Below are 14,910 nucleotides of genomic sequence, written 5' to 3'. Positions count from 1 at the left end.
GCCTGATGAGGAGATAATCCGAGAGTCCGACCTGAGGGCTGTCAGATTATCCGGCAGGTCTCTCGACCCGCTGAGTGCAATAATAATCGTTATCATTTGCCAGTCAAATGAATTTTCAGTTATCCGGGCAGATTGGTGCCCGGTGCACTCCTCCCAGTCCCGGCAACCGGGGCTGTTGCCGTTCGTCGGCGATCACGTCGTTCCCCTTCCTGGCCGGCTGTCTGGCTTGTCGTCTCCCGTGGGCCGGTGTTCAAGCAGCGTTCTGACCATGTTGACCATCTGCAGCAAGGTGAAGACCACCTCGCGCGAGGAGTCCTGCATGTGCCTGCCTGATTCGTAAGCGGTGGTGGCTGTCCAGCGCAGCAGGCTGGCTGCGTGGGCATTGGCCTGCTCTTGGGTGACGTCATTGCGCAGCACCCAGAGAAAGTCATCGGGCTGCGGCAGCGACGAGGGGGGGTTGAGATAGAAGTCGAGCGCCCGGCGGGCGGCGTCGCTGTCCAGTTCTGTTTCTGTTTTTGTCGTAGGTTTCATCCTGTTACCTGCTCACCTTCACTTTGGGGTAGTGAATTTCGAGCTTAAATCAATTTGTACTGCCCATGTTCAAACAAATAATACGTTTTGTGTATTGAGAGCTCTAGTGCAGGCCGTATTGTGCCGCCATGGAAAACTGGATCGCATTTCTCACCCGATACAAAGACGACCACGACCTCTCCCAGGACGAGGTCGCCGAGCGCCTTTCAATGACCCAGGGCGGGGTAGGGCATTGGCTTCGCGGTACGCGCAGGCCGACTGTCCCTACCATCAACAAAGCGCTGGTAAAGCTGGGCCTCGCTCACCTGGAGGCCCAGGTACTGGTAGTCGGCAAGGGGGTGGTCGGCGAGGCCGTCGTGCCTTACGAGAGCGAGAGCTACGTGGGCTACCGCTTTCCCGTTCTGGACTGGAAGGACGTGGAAGGGAGGTTGCCCGAGGTATGCGCCCGATACCTGCAGACCGATTACCCTGCCCGCGGAAAGGCGTTCTGGTTGCCGGTCGAGAACGATGCCATGAACGCCTCGAGCGGCCGGAGCGTGCCCGAGGGCATGCTGGTGCTGGTGGACACTCAGCTCGAGGCGGAAGCGGGCAAGCTGGTGATTGCTCGCCAGCCGGGCAAGCCCGCCGTATTTCGGCAACTGATCGAAGAGGGCGGCCAGCGCATGCTCAAGCCGCTCAATACACTCTATCCCACGGTGCTGTGCGAGGAAGGCTGCGAGTTTCTGGGCGTGGTGGTGCGGGCCTACAGCAAGTTCTGAGTACCGGTACCTGAAGGGGGCCTGCCGGCCCCTTTCTGCGTCAGCCATCCCGTGCTTCCAACTCCACCAGACTCATTCCCTCGCCCACCATATCCCCCTCCTGGCAATACAAGGCCTTCACCGTTCCGGCGCTCGACGCGCGGATGCTGTGCTCCATCTTCATGGCTTCGAGCACCACCAGCGCGGTACCTGCCTCGACCTGCTGGCCAACCTCGACCAGCACTCGCACGATGCTGCCGTTCATGGGGGCGCTCAGCCCGCCGTGGTGCGTGTGACTGGCTTCTGCCTCGGCAATAGGGTCGAAGGCGGTAACCCGGTGCAATTCACCGTCCCACTGCAAGAACAAGGCAGCGCCCCGGCGAATGGCCAGATGCCTCGAACGGACCCCATCCTGCTCGCTGCACAGTTGCTCGCCCTCGAGCTGATACGGCGAAGCTACCCTGCTTTCCAGGGTCACCGCCTGATGGCTACCCTCGCACATCAGGTGCAGGCTGCTGCGCGAGGGCAGGCCGAGACGCAGCCCGTCAGTGCGGGACCAGGGCGAGGCCGGGTCGTCGCTGCGAGGTGTTACACCCTGGCTTCGCAACCACGCTTGTGCGGCAGCCTGCCAGAACAGGGGTGGCAGCACGGCAGCCGGCGGCAGCAATTGAGCCTGGTAGCGCGGGATGAAGCCGGTGTCCAGCTCGGCCGCGGCGAATGCCGGATGAGCGAGAATACGGCGCAGGAAACCGATGTTGGTCTTCAGTCCGCCGATGGCGAATTCGTCGAGCATCGATAGCAGGCGCAAACGCGCCTGTTCGCGGTTTTCGCCCCAGGCAATCAGCTTGCCTAGCATCGGGTCATAGTAGGGCGATACGCTGTCACCTTCGTTGACGCCGCTGTCGACCCGCCGTCCCACGCCGGGCGCGGACTCGCGGTAGAGCGCAAGGGTGCCGGTAGCGGGGAGGAAATCATTGGCCGGGTCTTCGGCATACAGGCGCACCTCGATAGCGTGGCCGTCCAGCGGTACTTGTGCCTGGGTGATCGGCAGCGGCTCGCCACGGGCCACGCGGATCTGCCAGGCCACCAGGTCCAGGCCGGTGATGGCTTCGGTCACCGGGTGCTCGACCTGCAGGCGAGTGTTCATCTCCATGAAGAAGAACTCCCCCCGGGCGTCGAGCAGAAACTCCACGGTTCCTGCGCCTACGTATCCGATCGCCTGGGCGGCCCGCACGGCAGCCTCGCCCATGGCCTGGCGCAATTCCAGCGAGAGACCCGGCGCAGGGGCTTCTTCGACCACTTTCTGATGACGGCGCTGGATCGAGCAGTCGCGCTCGTTAAGGTACAGGCAGTGGCCGTGCTGGTCGGCGAACACCTGGATCTCGACATGCCGCGGCTTGAGCACGTACTTTTCCACCAGCATGCGCGCATCGCCGAATGATGACTGCGCCTCGCGCTGCGCGGAGGCGAGGGCATCGGCCAGCCCGCTTTCGTGTTCGACCACTTTCATGCCTTTGCCGCCACCGCCCGCGCTGGCCTTTAGCAGCACTGGATAACCGATGCGCTCCGCTGCCAGGCGGAAGGTATCCAGGTCCTGGGCTTCGCCATGGTAGCCCGGCACCAGCGGCACGCCGGCGGTTTCCATCAACGCCTTGGCAGCCGACTTGCTGCCCATGGCGTCGATGGCGCTGGCGGGTGGCCCCAGGAAGATCAGCCCTGCCTCTTCGATGGCGCGGGCAAAGGCTGCGTTTTCGGACAGGAAACCATAACCAGGATGAATAGCCTGAGCGCCGCTGGTTTTAGCAGCCGCCAGCAGTTTGCCGATGTCCAGGTAGCTCTCTGCTGCCTTGGCACCGCCCAGGTCGACGCGGACATCGGCCTCGCGGCTGTGCCGGGCTTCGCGGTCAACGGCGCTGTGCACGGCGACCGTGGTCAGGCCAAGCGCCTTGGCCGTGCGCATGACCCGGCAGGCGATTTCGCCACGGTTGGCGACCAGCAGGGTTGTGAGCGTGGGTTGGCTCATGGGTGCGGTTCCTTGTCAGGGGCTTGCTGCCAGGCAGGTGGGCGTTTTTCGAGGAAGGCGCGCAGGCCTTCCTGGCCTTCGGCGCTGACACGGATGCGGGCGATGGCGGTTTCGCAGTAGCGGCGCAGGGCTGGGGTGAGCTCCCCCGGGCCGACCTCACGCAACAGCTCCTTGCTGGCGCGCATGGCCTGCGGGCTGTTCTGCAGCAGGTTCGCGATCCATGCCTCGACGTGCTGCTCGAGCTCGGCGGCGGGGTAGGCTTCGGCCAGCAGGCCCAGCTCGCGGGCGCGCACTCCACCGAACCGTTCGGCGGTCAGCGCATAGCGGCGCGCTGACCGCTCTCCCATCGCCTGAACGACGAAGGGGCTGATCACCGCCGGGGCCAGGCCAATGCGTACCTCCGACAGGCACAGCTGCGCGTCCTCGCTGCCGATCGCCATGTCGCAGCAACTGATCAATCCCAGCGCGCCACCGAAAGCCGCGCCCTGGACCACCGCCAGGGTTGGCAGTTTGAGCCGCGCCAGGTTGTACATCAGCTCGGCGAGCTCACGGGCATCGTCGAGGTTGGTGTTGTAGTCGAGTTCGGCCGACTGCTGCATCCAGGCGAGGTCCGCCCCGGCACTGAAATGCCGCCCGCGGCCGCGCAGCAGCAGGAAGCGCAGGCTTGCGTCCGTACCGATCCGGTCAATCGCGATGATCAGTTCGCGGATCATCTGTGCGTTGAACGCATTGTTCTTTTCTGGCCGGTCCAGCCACAGTGTGGCGAAACCGCGGGAGTCCTTGACCAGCTCAACGGTGCTGAAGTCGCTCATCGGTCACATCCGGAAAATGCCGAAACGGCTCTGTTCGATCGGGGCATTGAGCGCGGCGGACAACGCCAGGCCCAGCACATCGCGGGTTTGCGCAGGGTCGATCACGCCGTCGTCCCACAACCGGGCGCTGGAGTAATACGGGTGACCTTGATGCTCGTACTGGTCGAGGATGGGCTGCTTGAGCCGTGCCTCGTCCTCGGCGCTGAACGGCGCGCCGCTGCGTTCGCTCTGCTCGCGCTTGACCTGGGCCAGCACACCCGCCGCCTGCTCGGCACCCATCACGCCTATCCGTGCGTTGGGCCACATCCACAGGAAGCGCGGATCGTAGGCGCGGCCGCACATGCCGTAGTTGCCGGCGCCAAAGCTGCCGCCGATGATCACTGTGAATTTCGGCACCTGGGCGCAAGCCACCGCGGTCACCAGCTTGGCCCCGTGCTTGGCGATGCCGCCTTCCTCATATTTCTTGCCCACCATGAAGCCGGTGATGTTCTGCAGGAAGACCAAGGGTATGCCGCGCTGGCAGGCCAGCTCGATGAAGTGCGCACCTTTCTGCGCGGCCTCGGCGAACAGGATCCCGTTGTTGCCCAGGATCGCCACCGGGTAGCCGTGCAGGTGGGCGAAACCGCACACCAGCGTGGTGCCAAACAGGGCCTTGAACTCGTCGAACTGCGAGCCGTCTACCAGCCGCGCGATCACTTCGCGCACATCGAACGGCTGCTTGGCATCGGCAGGGACCACGCCGTACAGCTCTTCGGCGGCCTGCAGCGGAGCCACCGGCGCCTGCTGGCGCAACTGGCCGAGCTTGCGCCAGTTGAGGTTGGCCACGCTGCGCCGGGCCAGGGCCAGGGCGTGCTCATCGTCGTCGGCGTAGTGGTCGGCCACGCCGCTGATGCGGCAGTGCACGTCGGCCCCGCCCAGCTCCTCGGCGCTGACCACTTCTCCCGTGGCCGCTTTCACCAGCGGTGGGCCGGCGAGAAAGATGGTCGCTTGGCGGCGGACCATGATCGCCTCGTCGGCCATGGCCGGCACATAGGCGCCACCGGCAGTGCACGAGCCCATCACCACGGCAATCTGCGCGATGCCCTGGGCGCTCATGTTGGCCTGGTTGAAGAAGATCCGGCCAAAGTGCTCCCGGTCCGGAAACACTTCATCCTGACGCGGCAGGTTGGCGCCGCCGGAGTCGACCAGGTAGATGCAGGGCAGGCGGTTCTGCAAGGCGATGGCTTGGGCGCGCAGGTGCTTTTTCACCGTGAGCGGATAATACGAACCGCCTTTGACTGTCGCGTCATTGGCCACGATCATGCATTCGACGCCCTCGACCCGGCCGATGCCGGCAATCACGCCCGCAGCCGGCACATCCTCGCCGTACACCTGATAGGCAGCCAGCTGGCCGATCTCCAGGAAGGGTGAACCTGGGTCGAGCAGGCGGTCGATCCGCTCGCGGGGCAGCAGCTTGCCACGCGAGCTGTGCCGCTCCTGGGCCCTCGGCCCGCCGCCTTGCTCGATCTGGCCGAGGAGGGCGCGCAGGGCCTGTACCTGCTCGAGCATGGCCGCGCGGTTGCCTTCGAACTCGGCTGAACGGGTGTTGATCTGGGTATGCAGGATAGCCATGTGCGCAGTCCTTGCTCAGCGGGTTTCATTGAAGAGTTCGCGGCCGATCAGCATCCGGCGGATCTCGCTGGTGCCGGCGCCGATCTCGTACAGCTTGGCATCGCGCAGCAGCCGCCCCGCTGGAAACTCGTTGATGTAGCCGTTGCCGCCGAGAATCTGGATCGCCTCAAGCGCCATCTGCGTGGCGCGCTCGGCGGTATAGAGGATGACCCCCGCAGCGTCCTTGCGCGTTGTCTCGCCGCGATCGCAGGCCTGGGCCACGGCGTAGAGGTAGGCACGGCCAGCGTTGAGCTGGGTGTACATGTCGGCGATCTTGCCCTGGATCAGCTGGAACTCGCCGATGCTCTTGCCAAACTGCTTGCGGTCGTGGATGTAGGGCACTACCAGGTCCAGGCAGGCCTGCATGATCCCGGTCGGCCCGCCCGAGAGCACCACGCGCTCGTAGTCCAGGCCGCTCATCAACACTTTCACGCCGCCATCGAGCTGCCCGAGAATGTTTTCCACAGGAACCTCGACGTCGTCGAAGAACAGCTCGCAGGTGTTGGAGCCGCGCATGCCCAGCTTGTCGAACTTGTTGCTGCGCTCAAAGCCCTTGGAGTCCCGCTCGACGATGAATGCGGTAATGCCGTGAGGGCCCTTGTCCAGGTCGGTCTTGGCGTAGATCACGTAGGTAGTGGCGTCGGGGCCATTGGTGATCCAGGTCTTGCTGCCGTTGAGCACGAAGTGGTCGCCCCGGCGTTCGGCGCGCAGCTTCATCGAGACCACGTCGGAGCCGGCATTAGGTTCGCTCATGGCCAATGCCCCGACGTGCTCGCCGCTGATCAGGCCAGGCAGGTACTTGCGTTTTTGCGCGTCGGTGCCGTTGCGGTTGATCTGGTTGACGCAGAGGTTCGAGTGAGCACCGTAGGAGAGCGCGACCGACGCCGAGCCACGGCTGATCTCTTCCATAGCCACCACGTGGGCCAGGTAGCCCAGCCCGGCGCCGCCATACTCTTCGGGCACGGTGATGCCCAGCAGGCCCATGTCGCCAAACTTGCGCCACATGTCAGCGGGAAACAGATTGTCATGGTCGATCTGCGCGGCGCGCGGCGCCAGTTCACGGGCGACGAACGCCTGGACCTGGTCACGCAGCATGTCGACGGTTTCGCCGTGGGCGAAGTTCAGGGAAGGGTAATGCATGACAGGCACCTTTGTTGTTGTGGCTTGTGACCTTTACGTAAACGTAAGCCTGGAGCCGGTGTCTGTCAATCACTACCCAGCAACAGTTTCCGACGCCAGGACGCGCCCGCGAGCGTCCTGGCCTGTTTGGTCTAAGCTTTGGCCTTCACCGGCGGTTCTTCATTGGGCGGGTCGCCGATGGTTGGCGGCTGGGTCGGTTTGACCGGGATCTCCGTGGGGTCCACGTCAGGTCCTGGGGGCGGCAGATTGGGCTCGTCGATATTCGGGTCCGGCGTCTCGGGAGGGGTTGGGATGTTCATGAACAACCTCGCATGCAGGTGGCAGGGGACTGCTAGTTGCGACCCTGTATCGCACCGTTCGCTCATTTTTTTTGAACCCCCTCATGCAGGACCGTTCTCACAACGTACCGCCAAGCTAAACGGAGCAAGGTTCGATGTCCCGTAATGAGCCCTTTGAAAGCGTGCCCATGGCGAACGACCATCCGGACCAGGCCGTCAGCCTGTCCCAGGCGTTGCTGGCACCGCGTATCGTCATTGAAAACACCCAGCCTGTGCTCGATGCTGGCGAATTCGCCGCCAAGGCCGTCGCAGGGCACCCGGTGCAAGTGAGCAGCAAGGTCTATGTCGATGGCCATGACCAGCTGACCGTCATGCTCAACTGGCGCCAGGCCCACAGTCGCCGCTGGCACTGCGTGCCGATGGAGTTTCTGGGCAATGACGTCTGGCAGGCGGCATTCACGCCGCTGGAGTTGGGCCTGCACCTGTTCAGCATCGAGGCCTGGATCGATCCGTACGCCACCTTCTGCCACGACCTGGAAAAAAAGTACCACGCCGGTGTCGCTGTGCAGCTGGAGCTCGAAGAGGGCCGCTTGTTGCTGGGCCAAGGCATCGAGCGCAGTGAAGGCCTGCTGCGCGAGCAGTTGCTGGAATTGCAGCAGCGTCTGCCGGGCAAACCGGTCGAGGAGCAGGTAAACCTGCTGCTGCACAATGATACCGCCTTGCTGATGAGCGAAGCCGAACACCGCAGCTACCTGACCCGCAGTCCTGAACTTCCTCTGGACGTTGACCGCGAGCGCGCGCTGTTCGCCAGTTGGTACGAGCTGTTCCCACGCTCGATCACCGACGATCCGGCGCGCCACGGCACCTTCAACGATGTACACGACCGCCTGCCGATGATCCGTGACATGGGCTTCGACGTACTGTACTTCCCGCCGATCCATCCCATCGGCACACGCCATCGCAAGGGCCGCAACAATGCCCTGCAGGCGGAACCCGGCGATCCCGGCAGCCCCTACGCCATTGGCAGCGCCGAGGGCGGTCACGATGCGATCCACCCGGAACTGGGCACCCGCGAGGACTTCCGCCGCCTGGTCGCCGCGGCTGCATCCTATGGCCTGGAGATTGCGCTGGACTTCGCCATCCAGTGCTCCCAGGACCACCCATGGCTGAGCGAGCACCCGGGCTGGTTCAGCTGGCGTCCGGACGGCACCATCCGCTACGCCGAAAACCCGCCGAAGAAATACCAGGACATCGTCAACGTCGATTTCTATTCCGCCGAGGCCGTGCCTTCGCTGTGGCTCGCCCTGCGCGACGTGATCGTTGGCTGGGTGGAGGAGGGCGTGAAGACGTTCCGCGTCGACAACCCCCACACCAAGCCGCTGCCATTCTGGCAATGGATGATCGCCAATGTGCGCAGCAAGCACCCGGACGTGATCTTCCTCGCCGAGGCCTTTACCAAGCCCGCGATGATGGCTCGCCTGGGCAAGGTGGGCTATGCCCAGAGCTACACCTATTTCACCTGGCGCAACACCAAGGCTGAACTCACCGAGTACTTCGAGGAGCTCAACCAGCCGCCATGGTCGCAGTGCTACCGGCCCAACTTCTTCGTCAACACGCCCGACATCAATCCGTTCTTCCTGCAGAACAACGCCCGTGCCGGTTTCCTGATCCGCGCCGCGCTGGCGACGATGGGGTCCGGGCTGTGGGGCATGTATTCAGGCTTCGAGCTGTGCGAGGGCGCCGCGCTGCCGGGCAAGGAAGAATACCTGGACTCCGAGAAGTACGAGATTCGCCCGCGTGACTTCACCCAGGCGGGCAACATCATTGCCGAGATCGCCCAGCTCAACCGCATCCGCCGGCAGAACCCCGCGTTGCAGACGCATCTGGGCCTAAGCTTCTTCAACTGCTGGAACGACAACATCCTCTACTTCGGCAAGCGTACTGCCGACAAGAGCAACTTCATCCTCGTCGCCATCAGCCTCGATCCACATAACGTCCAGGAGGCCAACTTCGAGTTGCCGTTGTGGGAACTCGGCCTGGAGGACGACGCCGACACCCGCGGCGAAGACCTGATGAACGGCCACCGCTGGATCTGGCACGGCAAGACGCAGTGGATGCGCATCGACCCTGCGCACCAGCCATTTGGTATCTGGCGTATCGAAAAAGCCCAATAGAAAGGAGTCGTCCATGGCAAAGCGTACCCGTCCGGCTGCTTTCATCGACGATCCGCTGTGGTACAAGGACGCGGTGATCTACCAGGTACACGTCAAGTCCTTCTTCGATTCGAACAACGATGGCATTGGTGATTTCCCCGGCTTGATCGCCAAGCTCGACTATATAGCCGAGCTTGGCGTCAACACGTTGTGGCTGCTGCCGTTCTACCCTTCGCCACGGCGCGACGATGGCTACGATATCGCCGAGTACAAGGCGGTCCATGGCGACTACGGCAACCTGGCCGACGCCAAGCGCTTCATCGCAGAGGCCCACAAGCGTGGCCTGCGGGTCATCACGGAACTGGTCATCAACCATACCTCCGACCAGCACCCGTGGTTCCAGCGCGCACGCCATGCCAAGCCCGGCAGCAAGGCGCGCGACTTCTATGTGTGGTCCGATGACGACCACAAGTACGACGGCACGCGGATCATCTTCATCGATACCGAGAAGTCCAACTGGACCTGGGACCCGGTGGCCGGCCAGTACTTCTGGCACCGCTTCTACTCGCACCAGCCGGACCTCAACTTCGACAACCCGCAGGTCATGAAAGCCGTCATCGGCGTGATGCGCTACTGGCTCGACATGGGCGTCGACGGTCTTCGGCTGGACGCGATCCCGTATCTCATCGAACGCGACGGCACCAACAACGAGAACCTGCCCGAGACCCACCGGGTGCTCAAGGCGATCCGCGCGGAGATCGATGCCAACTATCCCGACCGTATGCTGCTGGCCGAGGCCAACCAATGGCCCGAAGACACCCGGCCCTACTTTGGCGAAGGCGATGGCGACGAATGCCACATGGCCTTTCACTTCCCGTTGATGCCGCGCATGTACATGGCGCTGGCCATGGAAGACCGTTTCCCGATTACCGACATCCTGCGCCAGACGCCGGAGATTCCGGCCAACTGCCAGTGGGCGATCTTCCTGCGCAACCACGATGAGCTGACCCTGGAAATGGTCACCGACCGCGAGCGGGACTATCTCTGGAACTACTACGCAGAAGACCGTCGCGCGCGCATCAACCTCGGCATCCGCCGTCGCCTGGCACCGCTGCTGCAGCGTGACCGCCGGCGTATCGAGCTGTTGACCAGCCTGCTGCTGTCGATGCCCGGTACGCCGACGCTGTACTACGGCGACGAGATCGGCATGGGCGACAATATCTTCCTCGGTGACCGCGACGGCGTGCGCACCCCCATGCAGTGGTCCCTGGACCGCAATGGCGGGTTCTCGCGTGCCGATCCTCAGCGGCTGGTACTGCCGCTGATCATGGACCCGCTCTACGGCTATCAGGCCGTCAACGTCGAGGCGCAGTCCCACGATCCGCACTCGCTGCTCAACTGGAACCGTCGTCTGCTGGCAGTACGCAAGCAGCAGAAGGCTTTTGGCCGTGGCACCCTGAAGATGCTCAGCCCAAGCAACCGGCGCATCCTCGCCTACCTGCGCGAGTTTACCGATGCCGATGGGCAGACCGAGGTGGTGCTGTGCGTCGCCAACGTCTCGCGCGCCGCCCAGGCGGCCGAGCTGGACCTGTCGCAGTATGCCGAGAGCGTGCCGGTCGAGATGCTCGGGGGCAGTGCCTTCCCCCCCATCGGCCAGTTGCCGTTCCTGCTGACATTGCCGCCCTATGGCTTCTATTGGTTCGTGCTGGCGCCGCGCGACCGCATGCCCAGCTGGCATGTGGAGCCCACCCAGAGCCTGCCGGAATTCACCACACTGGTGTTGAAAAAACGTATGGAAGAACTTCTCGAGTCCCCCGTCTGCGACACCCTCCAGGATTCCGTCCTGCCTCAATACCTGCCCAAGCGGCGCTGGTTCGCTGGCAAGGAAACCCGTATCGAACAGGTGCGTATCCGCTACGGTGTGCGTTTCGGCTCTTCCACCAGCCCCGTACTGCTCAGCGAGATCGAGGTGCACGGGGGTGGGCAGGTGAGCCACTACCAGCTGCCGTTCGGGCTCATCGGCGAGGAGCAGCTCAACAGCGCCTTGCCTCAGCAGCTGGCCTTGGCACGCGTGCGCCGTGGACGCCAGGTCGGCCTGATTACCGATGCCTTTGTGCTCGAGCCCTTCATCCGCGCCGTGCTGCGCGCCTGCCAGGACAACACGCGCCTGCCGAGTGCGGCCGGCGAGCTGCAATTCGAGAGCACCGCGCAGCTGACCACGCTCGGGCTCGGCGAGGACAGCGAGGTGCGCTACCTGAGCGCCGAGCAATCCAACAGCTCGGTGGTGGTGGGCAACAGCCTGGTACTCAAGCTGATCCGCAGGGTCAACCCAGGTATCCATCCTGAGCTCGAGATGAGCGCCTACCTGACCGCCGCCGGCTTTGCCAATATCTCGCCGTTGCTGGGCTGGGTCAGCCGGGTCGATGACCAGGGCGAGCCTCACCTGCTAATGATCGCCCAAGGCTACCTGAGCAACCAGGGCGATGCCTGGGCCTGGACCCAGAACACCCTGGAACGCGCGATCCGCGACGAGATGGAGCCGAGCGACGGCGAGCCAGTCGCGCACACCAATGCCCTGGAAGAGCTCACCGGCTTCGCGGCCTTGCTCGGCCAACGCCTGGGCGAAATGCACCTGCTGCTTGGCGCACAGAGCGACGATCCGGCCTTCGCTCCGAATGTCAGCAGCGCGGAGGACAGCCAGCGCTGGGGCCGGCAGATCAGTGCCGAGCTCAGCCACGCCCTCGACTTGCTGGCGCAGCACCGCGAGAAACTCGACAGCGAGAGCCAGGCCTTGGTCGACGACCTGCAGCAGCAGCGTGACGGTCTCGCCCGGCATGTCGAAAACCTCGCCAGCCTGGCTCAGGGCGGGCTGCTGATGCGGGTGCACGGCGACCTGCACCTGGGTCAGGTGCTGGTGGTGCAAGGCGATGCCTATCTGATTGATTTCGAGGGTGAACCGGCGCGCCGACTGGAAGAGCGACGAGCAAAAAACAGTCCGTACAAGGATGTTGCCGGCGTAGTGCGATCCTTCGACTATGCTGCAGCGATGATCTTGCGAAGCGCCTCGGCCGTAGACCTGTCCGAGGCTGCTCGCCAGGCGCGTCAGCGAGTTGCCAGGCATTACCTCCACCAGTCCCGCCACGCCTTTGTCGAGGCCTATGGGCTGGCGACGGCCGCTATGCCCCACGCCTGGAAACAGGCTGAGGGCGAGCGTGCCGCGCTGGAGCTGTTCTGTCTGGAAAAGGCTGCCTACGAGATACTTTACGAAGCCGAAAACCGGCCTAGCTGGCTGGCCGTGCCCCTGCATGGCCTGCATGGATTGATCAGTACCTGGGGAGAGTCATAGATGAATGCTTCAACGCGTGAAAACGGCGGACTTCGGCACCGGGACGTAGATGCCCTGGCCCGCGCCGAACACGCCGACCCGTTCGCTGTACTGGGCCCGCATCCAGCCGATGCGGGTGGCGTGTTCGTGCGTGTCTTCCTGCCCAATGCCTTGAGCGTGCGCCTGTTGGCGCGCGACGGCGGCCACTCGCTGGTCGAGCTGCACCAGGGTTCGCTGCCGGGCCTGTTCACTGGCCACTTGAGCGAGCCCCAGCCCTACCTGCTGCAGATTGCCTGGGCCGGAGGCGAACAGATTACCGAAGACCCCTACAGCTTTGGCCCTCAGCTTGGCGACATGGACCTGCACCTGTTCGCCGAAGGCAACCATCGCGACCTATCCGGGCGTTTCGGTGCGCAGCCGATGCAGGTCGACGGCGTCGACGGCGTCTGCTTCTCGGTGTGGGCGCCAAATGCCCGCAGGGTATCGGTGGTCGGTGATTTCAACAACTGGGATGGCCGCCGCCACCCCATGCGCCTGCGCCATGACGCAGGGGTCTGGGAGCTGTTCATACCGCGCCTGGGTGTCGGTGAGGCCTACAAGTTCGAAGTGCTGGCCCGCGAGGGTGTGTTGCCGCTGAAGGCCGACCCGCTGGCCCGTGCCACCGAGTTGCCGCCCAGCACCGCTTCCAAGGTGGCCGGCGCGCTGGGTCACGAATGGCAAGACCAGCAATGGATGGAGCAGCGTGCCGAGCGCCATGCGGTGAGCGCACCGCTGTCGATCTACGAGCTGCATGCCGGTTCCTGGCAATGCGAGCTGGACGATGCTGGCGAGGTGTCGCGGTTCTTCAACTGGCGCGAACTGGCCGAGCGCCTGGTTCCCTACGTGCAGCAGCTTGGCTTCACCCACATCGAGCTGCTGCCGATCATGGAGCATCCCTTTGGTGGCTCCTGGGGCTACCAGCCGTTGTCGATGTTCGCCCCTACCGCACGCTATGGCACTGCAGAAGATTTCGCGGCCTTTATCGACGCATGCCACCAGGCGGAGATCGGCGTGATTCTCGACTGGGTCCCGGCGCATTTCCCGACCGATGAACACGGCCTGGTGAACTTCGACGGCACTGCCCTGTATGAATATGCGAATCCGCTCGAAGGCTTCCACCAGGACTGGGACACACTGATCTATAACCTGGGGCGTAACGAAGTGCGCGGTTTCATGATGGCCTCCGCGCTGCACTGGCTCAAGCATTTCCACATCGATGGCCTGCGAGTGGATGCGGTGGCCTCGATGCTCTACCGCGACTATTCCCGCAAGGCAGGCGAGTGGGTGCCCAATCGCCATGGCGGCCGCGAAAACCTCGAGGCCATCGATTTTCTTCGTCACCTCAACGACGTCGCGGCCCTCGAGGCGCCGGGCAGCCTGGTGATCGCCGAGGAATCCACCGCCTGGCCAGGCGTCAGCCAGCCGACCCAGCAAGGCGGCCTTGGATTCGACTACAAGTGGAACATGGGCTGGATGCACGACACCCTGCATTACATCCAGAACGACCCGGTTCACCGCGCGCATCATCACAACGAGCTCAGCTTCGGCCTGATGTATGCCTATTCCGAACGCTTCATCCTGCCGATTTCCCATGACGAAGTAGTGCATGGCAAGCATTCGCTGATCGACAAGATGCCCGGTGACCGCTGGCAGAAGTTTGCCAACCTGCGGGCCTATCTCACCTTCATGTGGACCCACCCGGGCAAGAAACTCCTGTTCATGGGCTGCGAGTTCGGCCAGTGGCGCGAGTGGAACCACGACCAGCAGCTGGACTGGTACCTGCTGCAGTATCCCGAGCACAAGGGTGTCCAGAAGCTCGTCGGCGATCTCAACACGTTGTATCGCGAGCTGCCAGCGTTGCACCAGCAGGATTGCCAGCCCCAAGGCTTCCAGTGGCTGATCGGAGACGATGCGAAAAACAGCGTTTATGCCTGGCTGCGCTGGAGCAGCGAAGGCGAGCCGTTGCTGGTTGTGGCCAACTTCACACCCGTGCCGCGAGAGGGGTACCGCATTGGTGTGCCGTTCGGCGAGCAGTGGCAAGAAGTACTCAATAGCGATGCCGAGAGCTACGCAGGCTCGAATCTCGGCAACTTTGGCAGCGTGGCCAGCGATGCGGTCGCCAGTCATGGCCAGCCGCTGTCGCTGGCGTTGAATCTGCCGCCGTTGGGGGTATTGATCCTGAAGCCGCAGTAATCCTGCCCAAGGCCGCTCCCCACCCCTGT

Annotated in this window: 10 protein-coding genes; 4 read left to right on the top strand and 6 right to left on the bottom strand. The window is 63.7% G+C overall.

Going from position 1 to position 14,910, the window contains the following annotated elements:
- Positions 1–192: 192 nt before the first annotated feature.
- Entirely contained in the window at positions 193–531 is a 339-nt protein-coding gene (locus AC0ZZU_RS16595) for a DUF6124 family protein (RefSeq protein WP_476342163.1), read from the bottom strand.
- A gap of 128 nt (positions 532–659) precedes the next feature.
- Here AC0ZZU_RS16595 and AC0ZZU_RS16590 point away from each other — a divergent pair, with 128 nt between their 5' ends.
- Positions 660–1,289, top strand: coding sequence for a LexA family protein (locus AC0ZZU_RS16590; RefSeq protein ID WP_476342162.1), 630 nt, complete (start codon positions 660–662; stop codon positions 1,287–1,289).
- A 40-nt stretch (positions 1,290–1,329) separates the two neighbouring features.
- On the opposite strand, the gene AC0ZZU_RS16585 is transcribed toward AC0ZZU_RS16590, so the two are convergent.
- The 5 genes from AC0ZZU_RS16585 to AC0ZZU_RS16565 all read right to left on the bottom strand — a co-directional run bounded on the left by AC0ZZU_RS16585 (position 1,330) and on the right by AC0ZZU_RS16565 (position 7,192).
- Positions 1,330–3,291: an acetyl/propionyl/methylcrotonyl-CoA carboxylase subunit alpha gene (locus AC0ZZU_RS16585; RefSeq protein ID WP_476342160.1), complete on the bottom strand. Its 1,962-nt coding sequence runs from the start codon at positions 3,289–3,291 to the stop codon at positions 1,330–1,332.
- Complete coding sequence (locus AC0ZZU_RS16580; RefSeq protein ID WP_476342158.1) at positions 3,288–4,103, bottom strand: gamma-carboxygeranoyl-CoA hydratase; 816 nt, start codon at positions 4,101–4,103, stop codon at positions 3,288–3,290. Before AC0ZZU_RS16580 ends, AC0ZZU_RS16585 begins: the two co-directional genes overlap by 4 nt.
- Positions 4,104–4,106: 3 nt before the next feature.
- Complete coding sequence (locus AC0ZZU_RS16575; protein WP_476342157.1) at positions 4,107–5,714, bottom strand: carboxyl transferase domain-containing protein; 1,608 nt, start codon at positions 5,712–5,714, stop codon at positions 4,107–4,109.
- A 15-nt stretch (positions 5,715–5,729) separates the two neighbouring features.
- Positions 5,730–6,893, bottom strand: a complete 1,164-nt coding sequence (locus AC0ZZU_RS16570; protein WP_476342155.1) for an isovaleryl-CoA dehydrogenase — start codon at positions 6,891–6,893, stop codon at positions 5,730–5,732.
- 131 nt (positions 6,894–7,024) lie between these two features.
- Entirely contained in the window at positions 7,025–7,192 is a 168-nt protein-coding gene (locus AC0ZZU_RS16565; protein WP_476342153.1) for a hypothetical protein, read from the bottom strand.
- 134 nt (positions 7,193–7,326) lie between these two features.
- Between AC0ZZU_RS16565 and AC0ZZU_RS16560 the strand changes: the two genes are divergently transcribed.
- The 3 genes from AC0ZZU_RS16560 to glgB are packed head-to-tail and all read left to right on the top strand — an operon-like array spanning position 7,327 to position 14,881.
- The gene (locus AC0ZZU_RS16560) at positions 7,327–9,345 is read left to right on the top strand and encodes an alpha-1,4-glucan--maltose-1-phosphate maltosyltransferase (protein WP_476342151.1); all 2,019 of its coding nucleotides are present in this window, start codon (positions 7,327–7,329) and stop codon (positions 9,343–9,345) included.
- 13 nt (positions 9,346–9,358) lie between these two features.
- Positions 9,359–12,670, top strand: coding sequence for a maltose alpha-D-glucosyltransferase (gene treS / locus AC0ZZU_RS16555; protein ID WP_476342150.1), 3,312 nt, complete (start codon positions 9,359–9,361; stop codon positions 12,668–12,670).
- Complete coding sequence (gene glgB, locus AC0ZZU_RS16550; protein ID WP_476342148.1) at positions 12,671–14,881, top strand: 1,4-alpha-glucan branching protein GlgB; 2,211 nt, start codon at positions 12,671–12,673, stop codon at positions 14,879–14,881.
- Positions 14,882–14,910: the final 29 nt, after the last annotated feature.

This window comes from Pseudomonas sp. JE3303 (genome assembly GCF_056312565.1).
The sequence above is the reverse complement of the archived record's forward strand: the minus strand, read 5'-3'. Positions and strand labels throughout refer to the sequence as shown.